We start from the raw sequence: 25643 nt of genomic DNA, 5'->3' as shown, positions 1-25643 counted from the left end.
AACAATAACGATTGCGTCACAAGGACGATCCATTTTGAGTTCAGTCAGTAAATCGATTTTGCTGGTCGACGACGACCAGGAGATTCGCGAGTTGCTGGACACCTACCTGAGCCGTGCCGGTTTTCAGGTTCGGACAGTCGGCGACGGTGCCGGATTTCGTCAGGCGTTCAACGAGGCACCCGCCGACCTGTTGATTCTGGACGTCATGCTGCCCGACGAAGACGGTTTCAGTTTATGTCGCTGGGTGCGTCAGCATCCGCGTCAGCCTCACGTGCCCATCATCATGTTGACCGCCAGTTCCGATGAAGCCGACCGGGTGATCGGACTGGAACTGGGCGCTGACGATTACCTGGGCAAACCGTTCAGCCCTCGCGAACTGCAGGCCAGGATCAAGGCCTTGTTGCGTCGCGCGCAGTTCGGTCAGGAACGCTCCGGTGGCGAGGTCTTGGTGTTTGATGAATGGCGGCTGGATATGGTCAGCCACCGGCTGTTTCACAACGATGGCGAAGAAGTCATTCTGTCGGGCGCCGACTTTGCGCTGCTCAAACTGTTCCTCGACAATCCGCAGCAGATCCTCGATCGCGACACCATCGGCAACGCCACCCGGGGGCGCGAGCTGATGCCGCTGGAGCGCATCGTCGATATGGCGGTCAGTCGGCTGCGACAACGGCTGCGCGATACCGGCAAGTCTCCGCGCCTGATTCGCACCGTGCGCGGCAGCGGCTATCTGCTGGCGGCCAACGTCAACGCGCAAGCGGGCAGCGGCTATTAACATCGCGTCCGTGGGCAAGCGGCGTCTGCCGTTGCCGCGCTCGCTGCTGGGCCGCATGTTGTTGCTGACGCTGCTGGCGGTTCTTCTGGCGCAGGCGTTATCCAGCGTGATCTGGCTGTCTCAGCTACGCGCCACGCAGATGGAAGGCCTGGTGACCAGTGCCCGCAGCCTGGCCTATTCCATGGCGGCAAGCGTCAGTTACTTTCGTTCGTTGCCGGTGGCCTATCGGCCTCTGGTGCTCGATCAGTTGCGCAGCATGGGTGGCACGCGGTTCGTGGTGTCGCTCAATGACCATCCGCTGGACATGCAGCTGCTGCAACCCACGCCTCGCAAGCAAGCGGTGCTCGACGTGGTCACCGATGTGTTGCGCCGGCACCTGGGCACCGATCCGAACATTGCCGTGTGGTTCGTCAGACCGGATGAACTGCGGATCTTCAACAGCGGCCTGAAACTCGACGAGCTGCCTCGCTCCTGGGCGCACTACGCGCTGACGCTGGAGCCGGTCAACCCGCCAGTTCTGGTCACGCAGATCGAGCTGGCACCCGGCGAGTGGTTTTACATCGCGTCGCTGCTGCCCGAACCCTACACCTCGCTAGAAGAACAGGAATTGCCGGTTCAGCAGGTCTGGTTCATCCTGCTGACCAGTGCATTTCTGTTGCTGTTCATCGGCCTGTTGGTGCATTGGCAGAGCCGCCCGCTGAAACGGCTGGCGCGTGCGGCGCACGACATGTCGCTGGGGGCGGATGTCGAGCCGGTGGTGGAAGGCGGCGGCAGCGAAGTTGTCGAAGTCAGCCGGGCGTTCAACGCCATGCGCACACGCATCAGTCGCTACCTGACCGAGCGCGGTCAATTGTTCAGCGCCATTTCCCACGATTTGCGCACGCCCATCACACGCCTGCGCCTGCGGGTCGAGCTGCTGGAAGACGAACGTGTGCAGGCCAAATTCGGTCGTGACCTCGACGAACTAGAGCTGCTGGTCAAGGGCGCGCTGCAATGCGTCAAGGACACCGATATCCATGAAAACATCGAGCCGGTCGACCTCAATGCGCTGGTCGAATGTCTGGTGGAACCCTACCTGCGACCGGATGGAGAAGGGCGCGTCACCCAGCATGGCGACGCGCTGGCGCCTTATCCCGGCAAGCCACTGGCACTCAAACGCTGCATTGGCAACCTCATCGACAACGCCCTCAAGTACGGCCATCGCGCTCACCTGAAGGTCGAGGACAATCCACTGGCGTTTGTCCTGCACGTGGACGACGAGGGCCCCGGCGTGCCTGAACAGCGACTGGAGCATGTGTTCGAACCGCACTTCAGGCTGGCGGGCAATCAGCAGCAAGGCTATGGACTCGGGCTCGGCATCGCCCGCAACATCGCCCATAGCCACGGCGGCGAGGTCACCCTGCAGAACCTGCGCGATGGCGGGTTGCGGGTGACGTTGTTTTTGCCCAGATCGGCGGAGTAATGGTGCCTGGCCTCTTCGCGAGCATACTCGCGAAGAGGCCAGTGCAGCCGCGGCTTAACTGTCGTCTTTGAGCGCGCCGTCGCGGGCAAGCGCTTTTACGGGATAGGCGTAACGCAGATCCGAACCTGTCAACTGAGCAGCCTGTATAGCCGCGCAGGCTGATAATCCGGCGCTAGGGCAGTCGCATAGTAATACTCAGGGCTGGCAGGTGATTCGAAGATATCCGTCAGGCCTCTGATCCCCTCGGGCGTGAAATATCGCACACCGTCCATGCCAACGCTGGTATCAACCTGACCGTCCTCCAGCAACCGGGCGACGTACCCAATGGCTCCGCCAGGGGCCATTTTTCTGCCCGCAAGCACAACCCTTTTGGAGCTGTCGATGAAGGTATCGAAGTTGTAAAGAACTACGTCCTCCGGTTCGTTCGGTTCAATGAGGACGGTTTGCCCGCCGTTGAAGTCGGAAGATATCTGGCCTTGAGAATCAAATTTCCCGACAGCGACCACGCCTCTGCCGTCAAGGAAAGTGGTGCCACCCCTCTGGCCTGTAAAAAAGACGTTGCCGGCTTCGTCGGGCAGCAGTTTGAAGAAGGATGTATAAGCGTAATTGCCAAAATCGGTAAAGTAGCCCTCGTCCGCGAAAGATTGATCAAGGGCGCCGCTTTCGTCGAATCTGGCAATGAACGGTATGCCAGGATGCTCGCCGCCGATGAGCATCATGCCGTTACCCTGTGGCAGCAGCCGATACGGCTTGAACCACATGTAACTTTTCGGCTCCATGAGACCGTTCCCGTTGAATGTCGGATCGAATTCGCCATCGGGTGTCAGCCGCAGGACGTAGGCGCGATGTGTGCCTTCGGTAACGTCCTGGACCGACGTCACTATCAGCAGCTTTCCATCGGGCAATAATTTCAGGTCGCCATAGGATCTAAGCGGGAATCGGACGACTCTGGGCACAGGTATCTTGCTCGCGAGTTTACTCAATGTCTTGGGCCGCTTCAGTTCTGGTCCGGGCAAGGGGTAGATTCGCACTCCGCCGTTAGCGAAACCCAGGTCCTTCGACCCGTCGCTGTTGAAGCAGGCCAACGCCAGACAAGTGATACGCCGCTCGTCTTCCAGCACCACGTGGGTTTCCAGCCTTGCCAGTAATCTGCCATCCGCAAGCCGGTCCAGACTCAGCAGATGACCGTCGTTTCGCGCCGACGGCTCTGCGGTCTGGAGATCGACAGATGCATAGCCTTGCTGGCCAAAAAGAGTATCGAGCTGATAGTCGGGGCCAATTCTGACCAAGGTGGGTGGTTGCATAGGGTTGTCGTCCTGACATCCCACAACCAAACCGCCCTCGGGAAGCGCAAGTACGAGATCTGCATACAGCTCTCTTTCACCTGCAACTGGATTAGGTATGACGATAGGTGCGAATCCGGGATCGACTTCACCGGCTCGACTGCTTTGGCGAGCAGTTTTCATGTTCTTACTCCTTGTAAGATCGATTTACTTCCATGTGTAAGGTGTACAGCTATATGCCGCTTTCCCTGCAAGCAGGAAATTGGTTTTAAAAGAATAAGCGTCTGGATCTGATCTCTTAGATCGGTTGTGACTGGTAGGCCTGCCTTCCAGATATGGACTGGCTGTCTCGGTCGCCGCTTTTACTGGCGTCGTCCCGCGGTCTCTTGTGTCTTTCATCACGCTAAAGTCTGAGGTGAGAGGCCTGGAAAGCTGTTTTTGAACTAATAGACTCGATCAGTCGATGTCAACACTTTCGTGACCAGATGATCCCGTCGGCATGCAAAACGCTCGGTGAAGGTGGCTTGGGCATGGCAGACCTGAATGTCACCATCTGGTGACATTCGCGCATCCCTTCGTTACCGTCACCCTGCATGGCTTGGTTAGACTCCCCTGAAGCGCAAGCACCAGACTTGCTCATGCATAACAACAATAAGGTCTTATCGATGAACTCACTCTCGCGTCTCGCCGTTGTCATCTCTCTCGCCTCGTTGTTCCCGCTGAGCGCTACTGCCGCCGAATCCAAAGGCACCGTTGAAGTGGTGCATTGGTGGACCTCGGGTGGTGAGAAAGCCGCGGTCGATGTTCTGAAAGCTCAAGTTGAAAAAGACGGTTTCACCTGGAAAGACGGTGCTGTCGCCGGCGGCGGTGGCTCGACGGCCATGACCGTACTGAAAACCCGCGCCGTGGCTGGTAATCCGCCGGGCGTGGCGCAGATCAAAGGTCCCGATATTCAGGAATGGGCGTCAACCGGCCTGCTCGACACCGACGCGCTGAAAGACGTCGCCAAGCAGGAAAAGTGGGACTCGCTGCTGGACAAGAAAGTCTCCGACACCGTGAAGTACGACGGCGACTACGTTGCCGTGCCGGTCAACATTCACCGCGTCAACTGGCTGTGGATCAACCCGGTCGCCTTCAAAAAGGCCGGCATCGAAAAGCCGCCGACCACCCTCGCAGAATTCTACGCAGCAGGCGACAAGCTCAAGGCAGCCGGCCTGATCGCGCTGGCCCATGGCGGTCAGCCATGGCAGGACAGCACTGTGTTTGAAGCCGTTGTGCTCTCGGTAATGGGCGCCGACGGCTACAAAAAGGCGCTGGTGGACCTGGACAACGGCGCGCTGACCGGTCCGGAAATGGTCAAGTCGTTCACCGAGCTGAAGAAAGTCGCCACTTACATGGACGAGAACCGCGCCGGCCGTGACTGGAACATCGCCGCTGCCGACGTCATCAATGGCAAGGCCGGCATGCAGATCATGGGCGACTGGGCCAAGAGCGAGTGGACCGCCGCCAAGAAGGTTGCCGGCAAGGATTACGAGTGCGTAGCGTTCCCTGGCACCGAAAAGGCGTTCACCTACAACATCGACTCCATGGCGGTCTTCAAGCAGAAAGACGAAGGCACCACCGCCGCGCAGCAGGATCTGGCAAAGGTCGCGCTGGGTGAAGAGTTCCAGAAAGTCTTCAGCATCAACAAAGGCTCGATCCCGGTTCGCAACGACATGCTCGCGGACATGAACAAGTACGGCTTCGATTCCTGCGCCCAGACAGCGGCCAAGGACTTCCTGGCGGATGCCAAGAGCGGGGGCCTGCAGCCAAGCATGGCGCACAACATGGCCACGACCCTTGCCGTTCAGGGAGCCATCTTTGATGTGGTGACCAACTACATCAACGACAAGGGCGCTGATCCTGCGGCTGCCACCAAAAAGCTGGCTGCTGCCATCAAATCGGCCAAGTAGTCCGCGTTACCTGACCTCCAGCCGCAGTTCGTGCTGATGAAACCGTCCGACGGTTTCACGCACGCCTGTGGCCTGGATCCGATTTTCTGGAGTGGATACTTCCGATGAGCTCTGTCGCTGTGTTCAGCAAAGCCTCGCCACTGGATACGCTGCAACGCTGGCTGCCCAAGTTAGTATTGGCACCCAGCATGTTCGTCGTGTTGGTTGGTTTTTACGGCTACATTCTGTGGACGTTCGTTCTCTCGTTCACCAATTCGACATTCCTGCCGAACTACAAGTGGGTCGGTCTGGCGCAATACGCGCGTCTGATGGAGAACGACCGCTGGTGGGTCGCCAGCAAGAACCTGGCGGTGTTCGGCGGAATGTTCATCGCCATCAGCCTGGTGGTCGGCGTCATTCTGGCTGTGCTGCTCGATCAGCGCATTCGCCGCGAGGGCGCGATCCGTACCATCTATCTCTACCCGATGGCGCTGTCGATGATCGTCACCGGCACAGCCTGGAAGTGGCTGCTCAACCCTGGCCTGGGCCTGGACAAGATGCTGCGCGACTGGGGCTGGGAAGGTTTCCGTCTGGACTGGCTGGTCGATCCTGACCGCGTCGTCTACTGCCTGGTGATTGCGGCGGTATGGCAATCGTCGGGTTTCGTGATGGCGCTGTTTCTCGCCGGTCTGCGGGGCGTCGATCAGTCGATCATCCGCGCCGCGCAGATGGATGGCGCAAGCCTGCCGCGTATCTACTGGCGCGTGGTGTTGCCCAGCCTGCGGCCGGTGTTCTTCAGTGCGGTCATGATCCTGGCGCACATCGCGATCAAGAGTTTTGACCTGGTGGCGGCAATGACCGCGGGCGGCCCTGGCTATTCCTCGGACCTGCCGGCGATGTTCATGTATTCCTTCACCTTCAGCCGCGGCCAGATGGGCATGGGTTCGGCCAGTGCGATTCTGATGCTCGGCGCGATCCTGGCGATTCTGGTGCCGTACCTGTACTCCGAGCTGAGGACCAAGCGCCATGACTAGTCATATTGGAAAACCCGGTATCAGCTTCAGCCGCATCCTGATTCATGCCGTATTGCTGATCGCGTGCCTGGTGTATCTGGTGCCGTTGGTGGTCATGGTCCTGACCAGCCTCAAGACTCCGGAGGACATCGGCGTAGGCAACCTGTTGAGCTGGCCGAGCGTGGTCACGGTGATCGGCTGGGTCAAGGCCTGGGATATCGTCGACGGGTACTTCTGGAACTCGATCAAGATCACGATTCCGGCAGTGATCATCTCTACCGCCGTCGGCGCGCTGAACGGCTACGTGCTGTCGATGTGGCGGTTCCGTGGCTCGCAGCTGTTCTTTGGATTGCTGCTGTTCGGCTGCTTCCTGCCGTTTCAGACCGTGCTGCTGCCGGCGTCTTTCACCCTCGGCAAGATGGGCCTGGCAAGCACCACCACCGGGCTGGTATTCGTCCACGTGGTTTACGGGCTGGCGTTCACCACGCTGTTCTTCCGCAACTACTACGTGAGCGTGCCGGATGCGCTGGTGCGTGCCGCGCGCCTGGACGGCGCAGGGTTCTTCACCATTTTCTGGCGCATCATCCTGCCGATGTCGACACCGATCGTCATGGTGTGCCTGATCTGGCAGTTCACCCAGATCTGGAACGACTTCCTGTTCGGCGTGGTGTTCTCCAGCGGGGAATCGCAGCCGGTCACCGTCGCCCTCAACAACCTGGTCAACACCAGCACCGGGGGCAAGGAATATAACGTCGATATGGCGGCGGCGATGATCGCCGGGCTGCCTACACTGCTGGTCTACGTACTGGCTGGCAAGTACTTCCTGCGCGGGCTCACGGCCGGCGCGGTCAAGGGGTAATCATGGCAACTCTCGAACTGCGTAACGTAAACAAGACCTACGGCGCCAACCTGCCGGACACCCTCAAGAACATCGAACTGTCGATCAAGGACGGCGAGTTCCTGATTCTGGTCGGGCCGTCGGGCTGCGGGAAGTCGACCCTGATGAACTGCATCGCCGGGCTCGAAACCATCAGCGGCGGAGCGATCCTGATCGATGGCGAAGACGTCAGCGGCACCAGCCCGAAAGATCGCGACATCGCCATGGTGTTCCAGTCCTACGCCTTGTACCCGACCATGAGCGTGCGCGAGAACATCGCCTTTGGCCTGAAGATCCGCAAGATGGCGCCGGCCGCCATCGAAGAAGAAGTCGCGCGCGTCGCCAAGCTGTTGCAGATCGAGCATCTGCTCAATCGCAAGCCGGGCCAGCTGTCCGGTGGTCAGCAGCAGCGCGTGGCGATGGGCCGTGCGCTGGCTCGTCGCCCGAAGATCTACCTGTTCGACGAACCGCTTTCCAACCTCGACGCCAAGCTGCGGGTCGAGATGCGTACCGAAATGAAGCTGATGCATCAGCGTCTGAAAACCACCACTGTGTACGTGACCCACGACCAGATCGAGGCCATGACCCTGGGTGACAAGGTCGCGGTGATGAAAGACGGCATCGTGCAACAGTTCGGCACGCCCAAGCAGATCTACAACGACCCGGCCAACCTGTTTGTCGCCAGCTTCATCGGTTCGCCGCCGATGAACTTCATTCCGCTGCGCCTGCAACGCAAGGACGGCCAACTGCTGGCACTGCTCGACAGCGGTCAGGCGCGATGCGAGCTGCCGGTGGGCGTCAACGATGCCGGGCTTGAAGACCGGGAAATCATTCTCGGCATTCGCCCTGAACAGATCATGCTGGCCGGTGCCGACACCAATGGCCTGCCGACCATCCGCGCCGAAGTACAGGTCACCGAGCCGACCGGCCCGGACACGCTGGTCTTCGTCCACCTCAATCAGAGCAAGGTCTGCTGCCGTCTGGCACCGGACGTGGCGCCGATGGTGGGCGAAAGCCTGACGCTGCAATTCGATCCCACTAAAGTCCTGCTGTTCGACGCGCAGAGCGGTGAGCGCCTGGGCGTGCTGGGAAAGCAGCCAGTGGCTGATCGGGTCGGCAATGTGACCCAGATCGGCCGCAAATAAATCGTTGATCCGTTAACGAGCACAGCTGGGCGGCTCCTCCCTGCCATAACGCGCGGCCCCCAGCGAACACGAAGCAGTGAATGAAAGAAGACGTACACCTAAAGCTAATAACAATAAAACGAGGATCAAGGGATGAAGAAGCTACGCAATAAATCGCTAAGTAAGTTCCAGCTTGTCGGTGGTTTGTCCGTGCTGAGTGCGCTGTCGTTTTCCGGTGCGGCATACGCCATAGAGCCCTACAACCCCAACGGGCACATGACGGGTGACTGGGGCGGCGTGCGTAAAGATCTGTATGACAAGGGCTACGATTTCTCGCTCGAATACGTCGGTGAGATGGGCTCCAACGTGCATGGCGGTTACAACGACGACAAGACTGCCCGCTACAGCGATCAGTTCGCTCTGGGCGTCAACATCGATTTGCAGAAGGCTTTCGGCTGGAACGACGCTGAGTTCAAGCTGGCCATCACCGAACGTAGCGGCAAGAACATCTCCAATGATCGCCTTGGCGATCCTCGTGTCGGCACCCTCAGTTCCTCTCAGGAAGTCTGGGGCCGCGGCCAGACCTGGCGCCTGACGCAAATGTGGGTCAAGCAGAAATTCTTTGATGGCAAGCTCGACATCAAGGCGGGCCGCATGGGCGAAGGCGAAGACTTCGGCAGCTTCCCTTGCGACTTCCAGAACCTGACGTTCTGCGGCACCCAGGCTGCCAACTACGTGGACACCTGGTACAACTGGCCAGTCAGCCAGTGGGCCCTGCGCGTGAAATACAACATCACGCCTGAGGTGTACGCCCAGATCGGCGTATACGAGCAGAACCCGTCTTATCTGGAAACCGGTAACGGCTTCAAGCTGAGCGGCAGCGGAGCCAAGGGTACGCTGGTGCCGGTTGAAGTGGTGTGGTCGCCGACTGTCAACTCGCTGCCCGGTGAGTACCGTCTGGGTTACTACTTCAGCAGCCCAAGCGCTGACGACCGCTATGAAGATGTCAACGGCCAGCCTCAAGGGTTGACCGGTGCAGCGTTCAAATCGCGTAACGAAAAAACCGGCTGGTGGGTCGTGGCCCAGCAACAGGTCAGCACCTTCGGTGGTGATCCGTCGCGCGGCCTGACCCTCTTTGCCAACGCCACTGTGCATGACAAGGACACCAACTTCGTCGATAACTTCCTGCAAGTCGGGATGGTCTTCAAAGGGCCTTTCGACGCGCGTCCGAAGGATGACATCGGTATTGGTGTTTCGCGCATTCACGTCAACGACAACGTGACTGAGCGTGCCCGTCAGATCAACGCTGTCAATGGCGTCGACGACTACGACAACCCGGCTTTCCTGCCTATCCAGAAGAGCGAGTACAACTCCGAGATCTACTACGGCGTACACGTGACCGACTGGCTGACCGTTCGCCCCAACCTGCAGTACATCAAACATCCGGGGGGTGTTGAAGAGGTTGACGACGCTCTGGTGGCAGGCATCAAGCTGCAAACCAAGTTCTGATCGAACCAGGATCGTGTGTGCTTTACGGGCAGCCTGGCTGCCCGTTTTTTTATGGCGACGAATTTTTATTTTGGGAGGGGCAGGGCGGTGGCCATCAAGGACGAGCATGTATTCGAGCATCCCTTGCAACGTTTTTTCTTATCCCGCCGTGCCAGGCCCACTTTTGAGTGGAATCGCTTTCAGCTGCGCGAAGTGCTGGTGATCGATCATCCACGCTGCCAGGCCGTGTTCAGTCGCCAGGGCGCGCAATTGCTGCACTTTCAGCCGCATGGACAAAAGCCGTGGCTGTGGTGCGCCGCACAGTGGCCGCAGGTCGGGGCGATCCGTGGCGGCGTGCCCGTCTGCTGGCCCTGGTACGGACGTCATCCTGGCGAAAGCGGCTGGCCGGCGCATGGCTGGGGACGATTGCTGGACTGGAAGCTGATCGACAGCCGTGAAAGCGAGGAGGGCGTCAGCCTGCACTGGCGGCTGCAGCTCTGGGACTGGCAGGTGGATCTGCATGCCGATTTGGGTCAGAGCATGAACCTGCGTCTGAGCACCTGTCATGACGACAGCGAGGCCTGTCACTTCAGCCATGCGTTGCATGCCTACTGGCGCATCAGCGATGTTGACGAGGTATCGTTGCAAGGCCTGGAAGGCGTGCAGGGCTATGACGAGTTGCGTCGTCAGGCGTGTCAGCAGGAAGGCGAGTTGCGGGTGGCCGGCGGCTGCCAGCGTGTGTTCGAGCACGAAGGCGCAGTGCAGTTACAGGATCAGGCCTGGCAGCGCCGTTTCAACATCGACACCGGCGACAGCCCCAATACCGTGATCTGGCATCCCGGTAGCCGACCGCTCCTGGGTGTGGCGGGCAATGAGACCACCGGATTCGTGCGGGTTGAAGCGGCTGTCGGCGACAGCTTCAGCCTTGAGCCTGGCGAGCAGGCCCAGATCAGACTGCAAGCCCGCCTGGCAGCAGTTCCGTAGCAGCGCCCTTGCCCGCGACGACGTAGTCCCAGACGCAGAATGTTGCAAATGTACCGGCCTCTTCGCGACCAAGGTCCCTCCCACATTTCAGCGTGTGCCCCGACCTCTGTGGCAGCGGACTTGTCCGCGAAAGCTTGGTATCAGACACAGAAGATGTTGCGAATGTACCGGCCCCTTCGCGACCAAGGTCGCTCCCACAGTCCAGCGTGTGCCCCGACCTCTGTGGGAGCGGACTTGTCCGCGAAAGCTTGGTATCAGACGCAGAAGCTGTTGCGAATGTACCGGCCTCTTCGCGACCAAGGTCCCTCCCACATTTCAGCGTGTGCCCCGACCTCTGTGGCAGCGGACTTGTCCGCGAAAGCTTGGTATCAGACACAGAAGATGTTGCGAATGTACGTGCCTCTTCGCGACCAAGGTCCCTCCCACAGTCCAGCGTGTGCCCCGACCTCTGTGGGAGCGGACTTGTCCGCGAAAGCTTGGTATCAGACGCAGAAGCTGTTGCGAATGTACCGGCCTCTTCGCGACCAAGGTTCCTCCCACAGTCCAGCGTGTGCCCGGATCCGCGTAGGAGCGCGCTTGCCCGCGACGACGGCAGTACAGGCGACAGAGCTGTTGCGAATGTACCGGCCCCTTCGCGGACAAGTCCGCTCCCGCAATTCAACGTGTGCCGCGATCTATGTGGGCCTACCCCTGATCCTCCACCGGATAGCGGCTGTCATTGAGGCTTTCCTTGATCTTGCGCAGGTGTGGCTGGAAGTCCACGCCACGGCGCAGGGTCATGCCGGTGGCGAGGACGTCCAGTACGGTGAGCTGGATGATGCGCGAGGTCATCGGCATGTAGATGTCGGTGTCTTCCGGCAACGGAATGTTGAGGCTTACGGTACTGGCCTGGGCGAGTGGAGAGCCGGCGGCGGTCAGCGCCAGTACCGACGCGCCATTGGCCCTGGCGATACGCGCGACTTCCACCAGTTCGCGGGTGCGGCCGGTATAGGAAATGATCACGAACAGCTCGCCGGTATGCGCCACCGAGGCAATCATGCGTTGCATCAGCACGTCGGCGTGGGCGGTCACGGCCAGGTTGAAACGAAAGAACTTGTGCTGCGCATCCAGCGCAACCGGTGCCGAGGCACCGAGTCCGAAGAAGTGGATCTGACGCGCCTGGATCAGCATATCGACGGATTTGCTGATCAGGGTCGGGTCTAGCTGCTGGCAAGCGCTGTCCAGCGAAGCAATGGCACTGCCGAAGATCTTCTGCGTGTAAGCCTCGGGGTTGTCATCGGCTTCCACTGCGCGGCTCACGTAGGCCGCGCCGCTCGCCAGGCTCTGCGCCAGTTGCAGCTTGAGTTCCGGGTAACCGCTGACGTTGAACGAGCGGCAAAAACGGTTGACCGTCGGCTCGCTCACCTTGGCCGCCTGCGCCAGCGCGGCGATGCTCAGCCGGGTCGCCATCTGCGGGTTGAGCAGGATGACTTCGGCGACTTTGCGTTCCGCCTTGTTCAGCTCGTCAAGTCGGCTCTGGATCTGCTCCAGAAGGTTACGTACGCGGTCCATTCAAGATCCTTGTCGGGCAGATTCACCCACGGTTTGGGCTGGAGCTTTTATTAGCCCTTTAGCCTGTAGCAAAGGTGGCCTATCGTACTGAGGGCCTGTGTTGATCACCACTGGAATATGCTTTTCGCGACAATGTTGTGGTTATTACTACATATGGCCTTGAGTAACGCCTTTAAAAAAGGTATTTGTAGCTTAACTTGATAAAAGAACCAACATTATGCCCTTAATTACGGTTGAGCCGTGTACATTTGCCCTGTTTGGCGCCTTGGGTGACCTGGCTGTGCGCAAGCTGTTTCCGGCTCTTTATCAGCTCGACCGCGCCGGACTGCTGCACGAAGACACGAAAATTCTCGCCCTGGCCCGTGAGGCAGGCGACGAGCAGTCGCACCTGGCGTACATCGAAAAATCCATGCGCCGCTTCATTCCCGAGACTGAGCTGGAAGCGGACCATGTCGAGCGCTTCCTCGCGCGACTGAGCTATGTGCATGTCGACTTCCTCAAGGCTGAGGACTACGTCGCGCTGGCCGAGCGGGTCGGTGACGCCGAAACCCTGATCGCTTATTTCGCCACGCCGGCGTCGGTCTACGGCGCCATCTGCGAAAACCTGGCGTCGGTCAACCTTGCCGATCGCACCCGTGCCGTGCTGGAAAAGCCGATTGGTCACGACCTTGCTTCTTCGCGCCGGGTCAACGACGCGGTCGCGCAGTTCTTCCCGGAAAACCGCGTGTACCGGATCGACCATTACCTGGGCAAGGACACGGTGCAGAACCTCATCGCTCTGCGCTTTGCCAACAGCCTGTTCGAAACCCAGTGGAACCAGAATCACATTTCCCATGTGGAAATCACCGTCGCCGAAAAGGTAGGCATCGAAGGCCGTTGGGGCTATTTCGACCAGGCCGGCCAGCTGCGCGACATGATTCAGAATCACTTGCTGCAATTGCTCTGCCTGATTGCCATGGACCCGCCAAGCGACCTGTCCGCCGACAGTATCCGTGACGAGAAGGTCAAGGTGCTCAAGGCCCTGGCGCCGTTCACGCCGGAAAAGCTCGCCACCCAGGTGGTGCGAGGTCAGTACACCGCCGGCTACAGCGAAGGCAAGGCCGTGCCGGGTTATCTGGAGGAAGAGAACTCCAATACTCAGAGCGACACCGAAACCTTCGTGGCGCTGCGAGCCGACATCCGCAACTGGCGCTGGTCGGGCACTCCGTTTTATCTGCGTACCGGCAAGCGCATGCCGCAGAAGCTCTCGCAGATCGTTATCCATTTCAAAGAGCCGCCGCACTACATCTTCGCCCCTGAGCAGCGCCTGCAGATCAGCAACCGGCTGATCATCCGTCTGCAACCCGATGAGGGCATCTCGTTGCAGGTAATGACCAAGGACCAAGGCCTGGACAAGGGCATGCAGCTGCGCAGCGGCCCGTTGCAACTGAATTTTTCCGACACCTACCGCAGCGCCCGGGTCCCCGACGCTTACGAGCGGTTGTTGCTGGAAGTCATGCGTGGCAATCAGAACCTGTTTGTCCGTAAAGATGAAATCGAGTACGCGTGGCAATGGTGCGATCAACTGATCGCCGGCTGGAAGAAGGCGGGCGACGCGCCCAAGCCTTATGCCGCCGGATCCTGGGGGCCGATGAGCTCCATTGCCCTGATTACTCGTGACGGGAGATCCTGGTATGGCGATATGTGATCTTGAGCTGCCGGCAGGGCTGGCGGCTCATACGTTCGATGACCCGCAGACGCTCGCCGAGGCGTTGGCCACCCGCGTGGCCACGCGTCTGAGCGCGGCCATCGACGACAACGGCACGGCCACTCTGGTGGTGTCCGGCGGCCGTAGCCCTGTGGCGTTCTTTAAGAGCCTGGCGACTCAGCCGCTGGACTGGTCGCGAGTAGTGGTGAGCCTCGCCGATGAACGTTTCGTGCCGACCGAGCACGCCGACAGCAACGCCGGCCTGTTGCAGCGCCACCTGCTGCAAGGACCTGCGGCCAATGCGCGATTTGTCGGCCTGTACAACGTCGCGGCAAGTCTGGACGAGGCCGCGCAAGTGGCCGACCGGACCCTGGCGGAGCTGCCGCCTATCGATGTACTGATTCTGGGGATGGGGGACGATGGCCACACCGCGTCGCTGTTCCCCAACAGCCCGAACCTGACCGAAGCGCTGAGCCTTGAAAGCGAGCGTCTTTGCCTGCCGATGCTGGCGCCCAGCGTTCCGCATCAGCGCCTGACGATGACCCGTCGCCTGCTGGCGTCGGCACGCTTGCCCATCCTCTCGGTATCCGGTCAGGCCAAACTCGACACCCTGCGCACGGCGCTGGCGAGCGATGACATCGCTCAGATGCCGGTGCGTGCATTCCTTGATTCATCCCTTGAGATTTACTGGTGCCCATAAGCAAAGGACCCGTCGCCATGACCCAGAACGAAAATAACCAGTCGCAAAGCAGCATGGCGAACAAGATTGCCCAGATCGACGAGCTCTGTGCCAAAGCCCGGATTCTGCCGGTCATTACCATTCTGCGCGATGAGGACGTGCTGCCACTGGCAGACGCACTGGCCGCCGGTGGCCTTACCGCGCTGGAGGTGACGCTGCGTTCGGCGTTCGGCTTGAGTGCCATCCGCATCCTGCGCGAGCAACGCCCTGAACTGTGCGTCGGTGCCGGCACGATTCTGGATCGCCACATGCTGGCAGACGCTGAAGCCGCCGGCGCGCAATTCATCGTCACGCCCGGCAGCACGCCCGATCTGCTGCAAGCGGCACTCGACAGTCCGCTGCCGCTGTTGCCCGGTATCAGCAGTGCGTCGGAAATCATGATTGGCTACGGCATGGGCTACCGGCGCTTCAAACTGTTCCCGGCGGAAATCAGCGGTGGTGTTGCCGCGCTCAAGGCGCTGGGCGGTCCGTTCAATGAAGTGCGTTTCTGCCCAACCGGCGGCGTGAACGAAGACAACCTGAGAAGCTACATGGCGTTGCCCAACGTCATGTGCGTCGGCGGCACCTGGATGATCGACAACGCCTGGGTCAGGAATGGCGATTGGGGGCGTATCCAGGAGGCCACTGCCCAGGCGCTGGCTCTGTTCGATTGACGGATTCGATTGAAAGATTTTTCTGAACATTTGGCCTGCGGCGCCCGCCGCGGGCTGGTTACCGAAGTTGTTGTTGGTTGTATGGTCTTTCGCGGCGCTCCCTGGTCCGGAGTGCCGCGTTTTTTTTGAGCGTTCCGTCGGGCGGTTCTCAGCGGTCCTTGAAGGACTGACGCGGACGCGTACGCAACGGATCGAGCAACCCGCTCAGGCCGTTGTGATCGATTTCCTGCATCAACGCCAGCAGTCCTCCCAGTTCCCCTTTAGGAAAACCCTCGCGAGCGAACCAGTTCAGGTAATGGCCTGGCAGGTCGGCGATGAGCCGTCCCTTGTATTTACCGAAGGGCATTTCAGTGCTGACCAGCAGCTTCAGTTTTTCAGGATTCATCATGTAGTCATGCGCAAGGTTTGGACGGGCAGACCATACATGCATTTTGCATGGGGTCAAAACGACAGTTCATGCATAAAAAACGATCCAAACATGTGAAATTTGCATTAAGTCATTGATTTTAAAAGACTTGAAAAACGAGGCGGAGCTGGCACGGACACTGCAACTACCATTGCAGGTAGCAACTTTTCTTAAACTGCCCTGAAAGGATATTCACGATGACTGATATCAACAAAGAATCTATCGACCTGCTGAACGACCTGATCGAAACCAGCAAAGACGGTCAGAAAGGTTTTGAGACCAGCGCAGAAGACCTGAAAAACCCACAGCTGAAGTCTTTCTTTCTGGCTCGTGCCAGCGATTGCGCATCGGCAGTACGCGAGCTGCAAGCTGAAGTCAGAGCGCTGGGCGGCGATCCGGAAACTTCTTCCAGCGCAGCCGGCACCCTGCACCGCGCCTGGGTTGATCTGAAATCTCTGGTCACCGGCAAAAGCGACGAAGCGATCCTCGACGAAGTGGAGCGTGGCGAAGACGTGGCATTGAAGGCCTACAAGGAAGCGCTGCAGAAAGCGACCGAAAAGGCAGTGCCAGCCAGCGTTATCGGCCTGATCCAGAAGCAACTGGACGGCACCCAGCGTAACCACGACCAGGTCAAAGCACTGCGCGACCAGGTTCGTCGCCAGTCTTGATCGACTGAACCCGCTGTAGAAGAAACGCCAGCCGAGTCTGGCGTTTTTTTTGGCTGGGAGGAACGGGGCAGGCTATCGCGGACAAGCGGAGCGCCGCTGTACGTGTGGGAGCCAGCTTGCTGGCGATAGCGTTTGATCAAGCGATGCACATGTGTGGGTTGCACTGGCGCTGTCGCCAGCAAGCTGCCTCCCACTGTCTTGAGGTTGGCTTGACGCCAAGGACAGTTTTGGAGCGGACCGGGCGCGGGCGCGTTCTACCTCGGCAGATTGATCCCGAATGTATTGACCCCTTGCCGGCTTTGCGCAAACACCGTCCCGCCGTGCATCAGGGCGATGGCTTTGACGATTGCAAGCCCCAGGCCGTGGTTGGCGCCGCTGTTACTGCGCGACGCGTCTACCCGGTAGAACCGCTCGAACAGCCTGGGCAGATGGTCCTCGGCTATCTGCGTTCCGGGATTGGCCACGCTGATGCTGACGTAGTCTGACGCCGTGTTGATTTCGACCTCGATCACTTGACCCGTCTCGGTGTGCTGCACCGCGTTGTGCAGCAGGTTGATCAATGCCCGGCGCAAGTGCGCCTTGTCGATGGGAACGCTGGCGTCGCCCACTACGCGGACCTGAACCTGTGCGTCCTCAAGGATGAAGTCCAGGTAATCCAGCGTGGTCGCCACCTCTTCGGCCAGTGAGGCGCAGGTCAGCTCGGTGGCCTTGCTGCCTTGGTCGGCACTGGCCAGGAACAACATGTCATTGATGATCGAACGCAGGCGTTCCAGCTCTTCAAGGTTCGACTGCAAAACTTCGAAGTAATGCTCGGCCGAGCGACCTCGGGTCAAGGCGACCTGAGTCTGGCCGATCAGGTTGGTCAACGGCGAGCGCAGCTCGTGCGCGACATCGGCGTTGAACGATTCGAGCCGTGAATAGGCTTGTTCGACGCGTTCGAGCGTAGCGTTGAACGAGCTGACGAAGTGTTCCAGCTCAGGAGGCAGCGGCGACAGTTGCAAGCGCCCGGACAGGCGCGGCGGAGTCAGTTTGCGCGCCTCCAGAGACAGGCTCGCCAGCGGCCGCAGACCAATGCGCGCGGCCCAGTAGCCCAGCAACGAGGCCAGCACCACGCCAATGCAGGCCAGGCTGACCAGTGCAACCAGCAGCGAGTGCTGGGTTTGCCAGAAAGTTTCGGTGTCGATGGCCGTCAGAAACCGCAGGGCAGGGCGTTGTTCCCTGGCGCTGAACTCGCTGACCAGCACTTTGAAGGCGAACGGATGACCGGCCAGCGTCAGGTCGCGCATGCCCAGCGGTCCCTGCGCGAAACGCCGGATGGCATCGTCGGGCGCGCCGTACTCGTAGGCAGGATCGCTACTCACCACCCAGAAGCGCAGCCGCTTGTCCTCTTCGCCGAGCAGCGTCAGCTTATTCTTGATCCGGCCCCAGTGTTCCAGGTTGCCGTAGCGGTTGACCGCCGATTCCAGCACGCTGTAGCGCGCATCCACTTCCGCCTCGGGCAGCAGGTCCATGCTCTTGTCGACCTGCAGGTACAAGGCCCAGCCGATCAACAGAAAAACCGTGAGCGCCACCAGGGCGAACAGCCCGCTCAGGCGCAGCGCGATGGAATCAGTACGCACTGCGATCCTCCAGCACGTAGCCCATGCCGCGGATGGTGTGCAGCAGTTTGTGCTCGTGCGGGCCGTCCAGTTTGGCTCGCAGACGCTTGATGGCGACCTCGACCACGTTGGTGTCGCTGTCGAAGTTGATGTCCCAGACCATTTCCGCAATGGCGGTTTTGGACAGGATTTCGCCCTGACGCCGGGCCAGCACGCTGAGCAGCGAAAACTCTTTGGCGGTCAGTTCCAGCCGCGCATGGGCACGGGTTGCCTTGCGGCTGATCAGGTCGATCCACAGGTCAGCGATCGTAATCTGTACTGGCTCGTGGCCGCCGCTGCGACGAGTCAGCGCTTGCAGGCGCGCGACCAGTTCGAGAAAGGAAAACGGCTTGCCCAGATAATCGTCGGCACCTTCGCGCAGGCCACGGATTCGATCATCGACTTGCTCACGGGCGGTGAGCATGATTACCGGCGTCTGCTTCTTCGCCCGCAAGCCGCGCAATACGCCGAAGCCATCGAGCTGCGGCAGCATCACGTCGAGGATGATCACCGCGTACTCGTTCTCCAGCGCCAGATGCAGCCCCTCCACGCCATCGCCGGCCACGTCGACGTTGTAGCCCTGTTCGGTCAGGCCGCGGTGCAGATAGCCTGCGGTCTTTTCTTCGTCTTCGATAATCAGCACGCGCATGGGGCAGCTCTCAAGAATGGATTGCCAGCGTCTGCGCGGGCGCCGGCTGGTGGCGATGGAACAGGCGCTCCAGTTGCAGGTAGATCACCGGCGTGGTGAACAGCGTTAGCATCTGGCTGACCAACAGTCCGCCGACCACGGCGATGCCCAGCGGCTGACGCAGTTCGGCACCGACGCCAAACCCGAGCATCAGCGGCAGCGCGCCGAGCAGGGCGGCCAGGGTCGTCATGATAATCGGCCGAAAGCGCGTCAGGCATGCCTCGTAAATCGCTTCTCGCGGCGTGAGGCCTTGGTCGCGCTGCGCTTCGAGCGCAAAGTCCACCAGCAGGATGCCGTTTTTCTTGACGATGCCGATCAACAGCACCACGCCGATCAGCGCCATGATCGAGAAGTCCTGACCCATCATCCACAGCAGCAACAGCGCGCCGATGCCCGCCGAGGGCAGCGTGGAAATGATCGTCAGCGGATGCACGAAGCTCTCGTACAGCACGCCCAGAATGATGTACACCGCGACCAGCGCGGCAAGGATCAGCCATGGCTGGTTGGCCAGCGAACTCTGGAATGCCTGAGCCGCACCCTGGAAGTTACCGATGATCGACGCCGGCATGCCGATTTCGTTCTTGGCCTGATCCAGCATGCGCACCGCATCGCCCAGCGCCACGCCGGACGCCAGATTGAAAGACAGATTGGCTGCCGGGAACATACCGTCATGGGCGATGGACAATGGCCCCATTCGTGGCGCGCTGACCCTGGCCAGGGCCGACAAGGGCACCATCTCATTGGTGAGCGGCGAGCGCAGGTAGAAATAGCCCAGGCTTTCGGCGCGCCCGCGCTGTTGCGCGTCCAGCTCCAGAATCACCTTGTACTGATTGACCTCGGTCTGGAATTCGCTGATCTGCCGCTGTCCGAAGGCGTCGTATAAAGCCTGGTCGACATCGGCGGTGGTCAGCCCGAAGCGCGCGGCCGCGCTGCGGTCGATGTCGACATGGGTGACGCTGCCACCCAGCTGCAGGTCGTTGGACAGGTCGCGAAACGCCGGGTTGGTGCGCAGTTTTTCAGTCAGGCGCTGGGTCCAGGTATTGAGCAGCGGCCCGTCGTTGCTCTTGAGCACGTATTGATACTGGCTACGGCTGGGGCCCGAGCTGAGGTTAATGTCCTGGCCGGCGCGCAGGTACAGCACGATACCGGGGACCTTCGCCAGTTTGGGCCGGAGGCGATCAATGAACTCGCTGACCGACACATCGCGTTCGGACCGCGGCTTGAGGGAGATCCAGAAGCGGCCGTTGGCGATGGTCTGGTTGCTGCCGGTCACGCCCACCGAATGAGAGAACGCCAGCACAGCCGGGTCGGCACCGACGATCTTCGCCAGCGCGAGATGTTTGTCGACCATGTCGGCGTATGAAATATCCGCGGCAGCCTCGGTGGTGCCTAGCGCGAAAGCAGTGTCCTGCACTGGGAAGAAGCCCTTGGGGATGAACACATAACCGGCCACCGCCATGACCAGGGTCAGACAGAACACGCCCAGCGTCAGGCGCTGATGAGCCAGTGCCTTGCGCAAGCCACGCTCGTACGACGCCAGCAGACGGTCGCCGAAACCCGGCTTGCTGTGCTGGCCATGCTTGGGCGCACGCATGAACAGCGCCGCCAGGGTTGGCGCCAGGGTCAGCGATACCACGACGGAGATCAGAATGGTCGCCGTCGCAGTCAGTGCAAATTCCTTGAACAGTCGGCCGACGACGCCGCCCATGAACAGCAGCGGAATGAAGGCGGCGATCAGCGAGAAGCTGATCGACACCACCGTGAAACCGATTTCCCCGGAACCTTTGATCGCCGCTTCGCGCATTCCCTGGCCAGCCTCAAGATGGCGGTGGATGTTTTCCACCACCACGATGGCATCATCGACCACGAAACCCACCGCGACGACAATCGCCACCAGCGTCAGGTTGTTCAGGCTGAACCCGAGCACATACATCATCGCAAAGCTTGCCACCAACGACACGCCAAGCACGGCGCTGACAATCAGCGTCGCCGAGAGCTGCCGCAGGAACAGCGCCATCACAGCCACCACCAGCAGCACGGCGATCAGCAAGGTCAATTCCACTTCATGGAGCGAGGCGCGGATGGTCCGGGTCCGGTCATTGAGCACCGAGATGTCCACGGCGGCCGGCAGCATGGCCTGCAAACGCGGCAGTTCGCGCTGGACACGGTCCACGGTATCGACGATGTTGGCGCCCGGCTGGCGGAAGATCGCAACGTTGACGCCTTGTTGGTCGCCTGACCAGGCTCGGACGTAGGCGTTTTCCGAACCGTTGACCACCCGCGCCACGTCCTTGAGATGCACGGGCGCGCCATCCTTATAGGAAACGATCAGTTGGGCATAGTCCTGCGGCTTGAACAGCTGGTCGTTGGAGGACAGCGTCGACACGCTGTCTTTGCCGTACAAAGCGCCTTTCGCCAGGTTCAGGCTGGTCTGCTGCACGGCCAGGCGGATGTCGGCCAGCGTCAGGCCCAGAGCGGCGAGTTTTTCGGGCGCGGCCTGAACCCGGATGGCCGGACGCTGCTGACCGGTGATGTAGATCTGGCCGACACCTTCGACCTGGCTCAGCTGACGGGCAAGAATCGTTTCGGTAACGTCACTCAGCTCGGTGCCGGGCATCAGGCTGGAGCTGACGCTGAGAATCAGTACCGGGCTGTCCGCCGGGTTGACCTTGCGCCAGGTCGGCAGATTAGGCATGTCGGCGGGTAAGCGGCCCGCTGCGGTATTGATCGCCGCCTGAACTTCTTGAGCGGCAGTGTCGATGCTTTTGCTCAAGGCGAACTGCAAGGTCAGATTGGTCGACCCCAGCGCACTGCTGGAGGTCATCTGGGTCATGCCCGGAATCGCACTGAATTGCACTTCCAGCGGCGTCGCCACCGAGGAGGCCATGGTTTCCGGGCTGGCGCCGGGAAGCTGGGCGTTGACCTGAATGGTCGGAAATTCCGCCTCCGGCAGCGGCGCGATTGGCAGGCGCGGGAAGGCGATGGCGCCCAGAAGCACCAGCGCGAAGGTCAGCAGCAGCGTGGCGACCGGATGGTCGATGCACCACGCCGAGATCGAACCCTGGCCTTTCATTGCACGCTCCCGGCCTGCGCGGTCTGATTGACGGGAGCGTCACTCACCACTTCGATCCGGGTGCCGGGACGCAGCCGCGACTGACCATCGCTGACCAGCACGTCGCCCGCCTGCGGGCCGCTGATCAGCGTCATGTCGCTGTCCTGATACAGCACTTTGACCGGCACCACCTCGACCTTTTCATCGGCAGTAACCCGGTAGGCGAAATGCTGGTCAATACCGCGCTGTACCACTTGCGGCGGTACCTTGAGCGAAGCGCGCTCAATGCCCGTCTGAATCTTCACGGTGACCAGTTGGCCCGGCCACAACAGCTCCCTGGGATTGGCGAAGCGTGCTTTGGCGCGAATGGTTCCAGTCGTGGCCGACACCTGATTGTCGATCAGTGCCAGTTCGCCCTCGCCCAACAGCAACCCGTTGCCGCCATCGCCGAGGTAGGCCTGCACCGCCGCGGAGGAACTGTTGGCGATCAGGCTTTGCAGAGTCGGCAACATCTGCTGCGGGAGGGAAAATTCCACTGCGACCGGGTCGATCTGGGTTACCGAGAACAGTCCTTCGGCGTCGGACACGCGCAGGAAGTTGCCTTCGTCGACATTGCGAATACCGACCCGACCGGTAACCGGCGAGCGAATCTGTGTGTGGGAAAGCTGCACTTGCGCAGCGTTAATCGAAGCCTGATTGCCCAGAAGCGTTGCGCTGAGCTGATTGACCAGCGCTTGCTGCTGATCGTAGGTCTGCCGGGAAATCCCGTTGCCCTCGGTCAGCTGGCGATAACGCTTGAGGTCCAGCTGTGCCACTTCCAGCTGCGCGCGGCTTTGGGCCAGTTGCGCCTTGGCCTGTTCCAGTGACGCGCGGATCGAACGGTCGTCAAGGGTTGCCAGCAGGTCGCCGGCCTTGACCTGCTGGCCTTCCTTGACCAGCACGCGGGTCAGGATGCCGTCAACCTGCGGCCGAATTACCACGCTTTGCAGCGAAAGCACCGAGCCGATGCCGGTCACGAAACGCGGCACGTCCTCCACTTTGACCTTGACCACCTTGACCGGTACGCCAACGGGCGAGGTGATTGTGGCGGTCGCCGGGCGCGTCAGGCTCCAACTGGCGACTGCGATAAGCACCCCAAGGGCGACGACAACAAGGACGATTCGGGTGTGCTTAGCCATTTGAACGAGCGCCGGAAGGGTCAAGGTAGGAAATGGGCTTATCAATCCTTCCTTATAGCTCGCAAACCCGGTCAGTAAAATGACTTTTAGCTGTCGGAATTGTCAGCAAGACACCGTCTGGCACTCAACTCATCAAGAAAAATCGAAAACGGACGATAAGTATCAGAGCAGTACCTGACCAGATCAATTGAAAGTCCTAGGATGTTTCCTACATACAAGATCGGATTTTTCTGGCGGTTAATCCTTCATTCGACTTAACTCAGTCATGTGAGCTGATCAACGGAGTATCGCCATGAAAAGCGAAACGTCGGTTTCGGAAGTTTCTCCTGATGTCCTGCCAGCTATTCGTCATTACGCACTAACAGCGCTGGTTGCTGTTGCGCTCATAGCCCCGCCGGCCATGGCGGAAAACGCAATAAGGTTTCACGGCAGCGTGGTCAACGCCACGTGTAATATCCAGCCTGTCAGCAAGGCCGCCAGTACCGACGGCATGCCCCATCTGGAACTTGCGCCAGGTGTAGCGTTTGAAGTGCAGACCACTCGCAACGCCTGCGACGGTCAGGCGGCGCCCTTCATCGCCCGCTACACCCCGGTTCAGGCGTCAGCCGCGCAGCCGTCGAGCGCCGGGCAGACCCGCGATTCGGCCAAGGCCGGCGTGGTGACCCTGACGTACCAGTAAGCCTCGCCCCGTCTCCCGCCCTCAGCGAACCGCCATCCTGATAGATGACGGTTTCGATTGCCTGACGCCTCCCTGATACATGCCCGCCACTGCTTTTGATCCCCGCGCTAACTGCAACTCTTTGGTTGATCTTTTTGCATGGGTATTCTGTCGAACCCTTTCGCTTTGCGGCTTGTGGGTATATTCCGTTTTTTCCTACTGAAACTACTTACGTGCCAAATCGATAAATCCATAGTTGCAAAGTAATTAGGCTGACAGCGAATCAGGAGCCCGGGACCTATAGTGCTCGCCGTCCGATCACGGGCACACACGAAATAACACAAGGAACGTAGTTAGCATGAAAAAGCTCTCTGGCATTGGCAGTAACGGGCGTACTGGGTCTCGGTGTGATGGGTAGCGCCAGCGCGGCGAACAACGGCAAATTGGTCTTCAACGGCACACTGACCAATATCTCCTGCGGCGTCGCGCCGGGCAGCGGTGTCAGCCCTGGCAATCCGGGTGAAATCAACGTCGATCTGGGCAACGTATCGTTCTCGGATATCGGCCTTTCCGGTGCCTCCCGTTTCGAAACGGCTACGCCTATCCAGATGCTGGTCAACTGCAGCGCCGGCGCCGATCAATACAGCGCCGTCAAAATGCGCTTTGCCGCGCGCAACGGCAGCGGCCTGGACAACAATGACCCCAAACTGCTGCGCACCACGGGCGCGGCGGACGGCGTGGGCATCGGCCTGCTGAACGCTTCCAACAACCTGATGGATCTGAGCGGTACCGAAACCATCGACACCGATCTGGTGCAGGACGGTGCCGGTGGCGCGACCGCCGAAATCAATTTCGGCGCGGTGTATGTGCTTAACGGCACCACCACCAACCCCGGCAACGCCGACGGTTTCATGCCTTTCGTGCTGGATTACGAGTAATGCACCGGGCAGGGCGGGCAATCGTCCGTCCTGCTCTTACTGATCTCAAGGCAAGCCAGCATGTTTTCAATTTTCTTTCGCTGCGCGGCGTTCTTCGCTGCGCTGCTGTGGTGGTCCGGCGCTCAGGCCGGCATCGTGCTCAACACCACGCGTGTCATTTATCAGGGACAGGACAAAGAGGCCAGTTTCGGCGTGCATAACAGCGGCACCGGGGAAATTCTGCTGCAGACCTGGATGGAGCCCAAGACTGGCGATACCCGGGAAACCGGCGAACCCAGGCCGCCGTTCGTGGTGACGCCACCGCTGGCGCGGATGCCGGGTAATGGCCGGCAACTGCTGCGAGTCATCTACGCCGGTGCCGGGCTGCCCCGTGACCGTGAAACGGTGTTCTGGCTCAACGTGCAGGAGATTCCCCAGGCAGCAGCGGAAAACACGTTGCAGATCGCGGTGAGGCAACGCATCAAGGTCTTCTTCCGCCCCGAAGGCCTGACGGGCGACCCCGCTGACGCGCCGCAGCAGCTGAAATGGCGACTCGATGACGAGATTCTGCACGTCGAAAATCCAGGTCCTTACCACGTGTCGATGGTCAAGGTCGCGGCTCGTCAGGGCGATGTCGAACGAGTGAAGCTGGACGCCCGAATGATCGGCCCCGGCGAGACCGCGCGGCTGCCTCTCAAGGGCAAACCCGGCAACGCGGCGCTGGAACTGAGCTTTACCAGCATCAACGACTTTGGTGGACAGGTGCCGTATCAGGCCATTCTGAAGAAAAACGCGGCGACGTCCGCGAGCAGGGCGGGGCGTCGATAACCGGCCCCGACAACCCTTGATTCCAATCATTGAGTGCATGCGGATGT

22 protein-coding genes are annotated in these 25643 nt (G+C 60.2%); 15 read left to right on the top strand and 7 right to left on the bottom strand.

Translation table 11 applies throughout. From position 1 onward, the window contains the following. The first annotated feature begins 34 nt into the window (after positions 1 to 34). Together J3P77_RS17615 and J3P77_RS17610 are read left to right on the top strand one after the other, a co-directional pair. Positions 35 to 772, top strand: coding sequence for a response regulator (locus J3P77_RS17615; RefSeq protein WP_434677864.1), 738 nt, complete (start codon positions 35 to 37; stop codon positions 770 to 772). Positions 773 to 827: 55 nt separating this feature from the next. Beyond that, positions 828 to 2234: an ATP-binding protein gene (locus J3P77_RS17610; RefSeq protein WP_434682048.1), complete on the top strand. Its 1407-nt coding sequence runs from the start codon at positions 828 to 830 to the stop codon at positions 2232 to 2234. Between the two features lie 128 nt (positions 2235 to 2362). On the opposite strand, the gene J3P77_RS17605 is transcribed toward J3P77_RS17610, so the two are convergent. Further along, positions 2363 to 3700 (bottom strand): hypothetical protein, encoded by a 1338-nt coding sequence (locus tag J3P77_RS17605; RefSeq protein ID WP_434677863.1) that lies wholly within the window; start codon positions 3698 to 3700, stop codon positions 2363 to 2365. A gap of 482 nt (positions 3701 to 4182) precedes the next feature. On the opposite strand from J3P77_RS17605, the gene J3P77_RS17600 reads away from it, so the two are divergent. The 6 genes from J3P77_RS17600 (at position 4183) to J3P77_RS17575 (ending at position 10934) form a co-directional block, all read left to right on the top strand. Beyond that, complete coding sequence (locus J3P77_RS17600) at positions 4183 to 5469, top strand: ABC transporter substrate-binding protein (protein WP_434677862.1); 1287 nt, start codon at positions 4183 to 4185, stop codon at positions 5467 to 5469. 104 nt (positions 5470 to 5573) lie between these two features. Next, positions 5574 to 6482, top strand: coding sequence for a carbohydrate ABC transporter permease (locus J3P77_RS17595; protein WP_434677861.1), 909 nt, complete (start codon positions 5574 to 5576; stop codon positions 6480 to 6482). After that, positions 6475 to 7320, top strand: coding sequence for a carbohydrate ABC transporter permease (locus J3P77_RS17590; RefSeq protein ID WP_434677860.1), 846 nt, complete (start codon positions 6475 to 6477; stop codon positions 7318 to 7320). The genes J3P77_RS17595 and J3P77_RS17590 overlap by 8 nt, the downstream gene beginning before the upstream one ends. 2 nt (positions 7321 to 7322) lie before the next feature. Further along, a complete protein-coding gene (locus J3P77_RS17585; protein WP_434677859.1) occupies positions 7323 to 8483 on the top strand; it encodes an ABC transporter ATP-binding protein in 1161 nt (386 codons plus the stop codon). Between the two features lie 132 nt (positions 8484 to 8615). Next, entirely contained in the window at positions 8616 to 9971 is a 1356-nt protein-coding gene (locus J3P77_RS17580) for a carbohydrate porin (protein ID WP_434677858.1), read from the top strand. Positions 9972 to 10058: 87 nt separating this feature from the next. Further along, a complete protein-coding gene (locus J3P77_RS17575; RefSeq protein WP_434677857.1) occupies positions 10059 to 10934 on the top strand; it encodes a D-hexose-6-phosphate mutarotase in 876 nt (291 codons plus the stop codon). Between the two features lie 684 nt (positions 10935 to 11618). On the opposite strand, the gene J3P77_RS17570 is transcribed toward J3P77_RS17575, so the two are convergent. Beyond that, the gene (locus J3P77_RS17570) at positions 11619 to 12485 is read right to left on the bottom strand and encodes a MurR/RpiR family transcriptional regulator (RefSeq protein WP_434677856.1); all 867 of its coding nucleotides are present in this window, start codon (positions 12483 to 12485) and stop codon (positions 11619 to 11621) included. A gap of 217 nt (positions 12486 to 12702) precedes the next feature. Between J3P77_RS17570 and zwf the strand changes: the two genes are divergently transcribed. Genes zwf through J3P77_RS17555 form a run of 3 tightly spaced genes read left to right on the top strand, consistent with a single transcriptional unit; the run spans position 12703 to position 15564 of the window. Beyond that, complete coding sequence (gene zwf, locus J3P77_RS17565; protein WP_434677855.1) at positions 12703 to 14172, top strand: glucose-6-phosphate dehydrogenase; 1470 nt, start codon at positions 12703 to 12705, stop codon at positions 14170 to 14172. Next, complete coding sequence (gene pgl, locus J3P77_RS17560; protein WP_434677854.1) at positions 14159 to 14872, top strand: 6-phosphogluconolactonase; 714 nt, start codon at positions 14159 to 14161, stop codon at positions 14870 to 14872. Before zwf ends, pgl begins: the two co-directional genes overlap by 14 nt. A 17-nt stretch (positions 14873 to 14889) precedes the next feature. Further along, positions 14890 to 15564, top strand: coding sequence for a bifunctional 4-hydroxy-2-oxoglutarate aldolase/2-dehydro-3-deoxy-phosphogluconate aldolase (locus J3P77_RS17555; RefSeq protein ID WP_434677853.1), 675 nt, complete (start codon positions 14890 to 14892; stop codon positions 15562 to 15564). 148 nt (positions 15565 to 15712) lie between these two features. Here the strand turns inward: J3P77_RS17555 and J3P77_RS17550 are convergent, their stop codons facing one another. Next, the gene (locus tag J3P77_RS17550; protein WP_434677852.1) at positions 15713 to 15949 is read right to left on the bottom strand and encodes a DUF3820 family protein; all 237 of its coding nucleotides are present in this window, start codon (positions 15947 to 15949) and stop codon (positions 15713 to 15715) included. Positions 15950 to 16167: 218 nt separating this feature from the next. On the opposite strand from J3P77_RS17550, the gene J3P77_RS17545 reads away from it, so the two are divergent. Continuing rightward, positions 16168 to 16638: a ferritin-like domain-containing protein gene (locus J3P77_RS17545; RefSeq protein ID WP_434677851.1), complete on the top strand. Its 471-nt coding sequence runs from the start codon at positions 16168 to 16170 to the stop codon at positions 16636 to 16638. A gap of 254 nt (positions 16639 to 16892) precedes the next feature. On the opposite strand, the gene J3P77_RS17540 is transcribed toward J3P77_RS17545, so the two are convergent. From J3P77_RS17540 to J3P77_RS17525, 4 genes are read right to left on the bottom strand one after another with little or no spacing between them, the layout of a single operon-like run. Continuing rightward, positions 16893 to 18257, bottom strand: a complete 1365-nt coding sequence (locus J3P77_RS17540) for a heavy metal sensor histidine kinase (RefSeq protein WP_434677850.1) — start codon at positions 18255 to 18257, stop codon at positions 16893 to 16895. Continuing rightward, a complete protein-coding gene (locus J3P77_RS17535) occupies positions 18247 to 18924 on the bottom strand; it encodes a heavy metal response regulator transcription factor (protein ID WP_434677849.1) in 678 nt (225 codons plus the stop codon). Before J3P77_RS17535 ends, J3P77_RS17540 begins: the two co-directional genes overlap by 11 nt. A gap of 10 nt (positions 18925 to 18934) precedes the next feature. Then, complete coding sequence (locus J3P77_RS17530) at positions 18935 to 22036, bottom strand: multidrug efflux RND transporter permease subunit (protein WP_434677848.1); 3102 nt, start codon at positions 22034 to 22036, stop codon at positions 18935 to 18937. Beyond that, positions 22033 to 23193 carry an efflux RND transporter periplasmic adaptor subunit gene (locus J3P77_RS17525; protein WP_434677847.1) on the bottom strand — a complete coding sequence of 387 codons (1161 nt, stop codon included), beginning with the start codon at positions 23191 to 23193 and terminating at the stop codon, positions 22033 to 22035. The genes J3P77_RS17530 and J3P77_RS17525 overlap by 4 nt, the downstream gene beginning before the upstream one ends. Before the next feature lie 292 nt (positions 23194 to 23485). On the opposite strand from J3P77_RS17525, the gene J3P77_RS17520 reads away from it, so the two are divergent. The 3 genes from J3P77_RS17520 to J3P77_RS17510 all read left to right on the top strand — a co-directional run bounded on the left by J3P77_RS17520 (position 23486) and on the right by J3P77_RS17510 (position 25596). Next, entirely contained in the window at positions 23486 to 23872 is a 387-nt protein-coding gene (locus J3P77_RS17520) for a hypothetical protein (RefSeq protein WP_434677846.1), read from the top strand. Positions 23873 to 24261: 389 nt separating this feature from the next. Then, positions 24262 to 24789: a fimbrial protein gene (locus J3P77_RS17515; protein ID WP_434677845.1), complete on the top strand. Its 528-nt coding sequence runs from the start codon at positions 24262 to 24264 to the stop codon at positions 24787 to 24789. Between the two features lie 60 nt (positions 24790 to 24849). After that, a complete protein-coding gene (locus tag J3P77_RS17510) occupies positions 24850 to 25596 on the top strand; it encodes a fimbrial biogenesis chaperone (RefSeq protein ID WP_434677844.1) in 747 nt (248 codons plus the stop codon). Positions 25597 to 25643 lie beyond the last annotated feature (47 nt).

The sequence above is a fragment of the Pseudomonas sp. R1-18 genome (genome assembly GCF_051132095.1).
Lineage (GTDB): Bacteria > Pseudomonadota > Gammaproteobacteria > Pseudomonadales > Pseudomonadaceae > Aquipseudomonas.
The sequence above is the reverse complement of the archived record's forward strand: the minus strand, read 5'-3'. Positions and strand labels throughout refer to the sequence as shown.

Excerpts from the sequence above, each read along its gene's own strand:
- J3P77_RS17595 (WP_434677861.1), top strand. The coding sequence starts at position 5,574 with ATGAGCTCTGTCGCTGTGTTCAGCAAAGCCTCGCCACTGGATACGCTG.
- J3P77_RS17525 (WP_434677847.1), bottom strand. The coding sequence starts at position 23,193 with ATGGCTAAGCACACCCGAATCGTCCTTGTTGTCGTCGCCCTTGGGGTG.
- J3P77_RS17580 (WP_434677858.1), top strand. The coding sequence starts at position 8,616 with ATGAAGAAGCTACGCAATAAATCGCTAAGTAAGTTCCAGCTTGTCGGT.
- J3P77_RS17515 (WP_434677845.1), top strand. The coding sequence starts at position 24,262 with ATGGGTAGCGCCAGCGCGGCGAACAACGGCAAATTGGTCTTCAACGGC.
- J3P77_RS17555 (WP_434677853.1), top strand. The coding sequence starts at position 14,890 with ATGACCCAGAACGAAAATAACCAGTCGCAAAGCAGCATGGCGAACAAG.
- J3P77_RS17590 (WP_434677860.1), top strand. The coding sequence starts at position 6,475 with ATGACTAGTCATATTGGAAAACCCGGTATCAGCTTCAGCCGCATCCTG.
- J3P77_RS17510 (WP_434677844.1), top strand. The coding sequence starts at position 24,850 with ATGTTTTCAATTTTCTTTCGCTGCGCGGCGTTCTTCGCTGCGCTGCTG.
- J3P77_RS17610 (WP_434682048.1), top strand. The coding sequence starts at position 828 with ATGTTGTTGCTGACGCTGCTGGCGGTTCTTCTGGCGCAGGCGTTATCC.
- zwf (WP_434677855.1), top strand. The coding sequence starts at position 12,703 with ATGCCCTTAATTACGGTTGAGCCGTGTACATTTGCCCTGTTTGGCGCC.
- J3P77_RS17520 (WP_434677846.1), top strand. The coding sequence starts at position 23,486 with ATGAAAAGCGAAACGTCGGTTTCGGAAGTTTCTCCTGATGTCCTGCCA.
- J3P77_RS17570 (WP_434677856.1), bottom strand. The coding sequence starts at position 12,485 with ATGGACCGCGTACGTAACCTTCTGGAGCAGATCCAGAGCCGACTTGAC.
- pgl (WP_434677854.1), top strand. The coding sequence starts at position 14,159 with ATGGCGATATGTGATCTTGAGCTGCCGGCAGGGCTGGCGGCTCATACG.
- J3P77_RS17545 (WP_434677851.1), top strand. The coding sequence starts at position 16,168 with ATGACTGATATCAACAAAGAATCTATCGACCTGCTGAACGACCTGATC.
- J3P77_RS17600 (WP_434677862.1), top strand. The coding sequence starts at position 4,183 with ATGAACTCACTCTCGCGTCTCGCCGTTGTCATCTCTCTCGCCTCGTTG.
- J3P77_RS17535 (WP_434677849.1), bottom strand. The coding sequence starts at position 18,924 with ATGCGCGTGCTGATTATCGAAGACGAAGAAAAGACCGCAGGCTATCTG.
- J3P77_RS17605 (WP_434677863.1), bottom strand. The coding sequence starts at position 3,700 with ATGAAAACTGCTCGCCAAAGCAGTCGAGCCGGTGAAGTCGATCCCGGA.
- J3P77_RS17585 (WP_434677859.1), top strand. The coding sequence starts at position 7,323 with ATGGCAACTCTCGAACTGCGTAACGTAAACAAGACCTACGGCGCCAAC.
- J3P77_RS17550 (WP_434677852.1), bottom strand. The coding sequence starts at position 15,949 with ATGAATCCTGAAAAACTGAAGCTGCTGGTCAGCACTGAAATGCCCTTC.
- J3P77_RS17530 (WP_434677848.1), bottom strand. The coding sequence starts at position 22,036 with ATGAAAGGCCAGGGTTCGATCTCGGCGTGGTGCATCGACCATCCGGTC.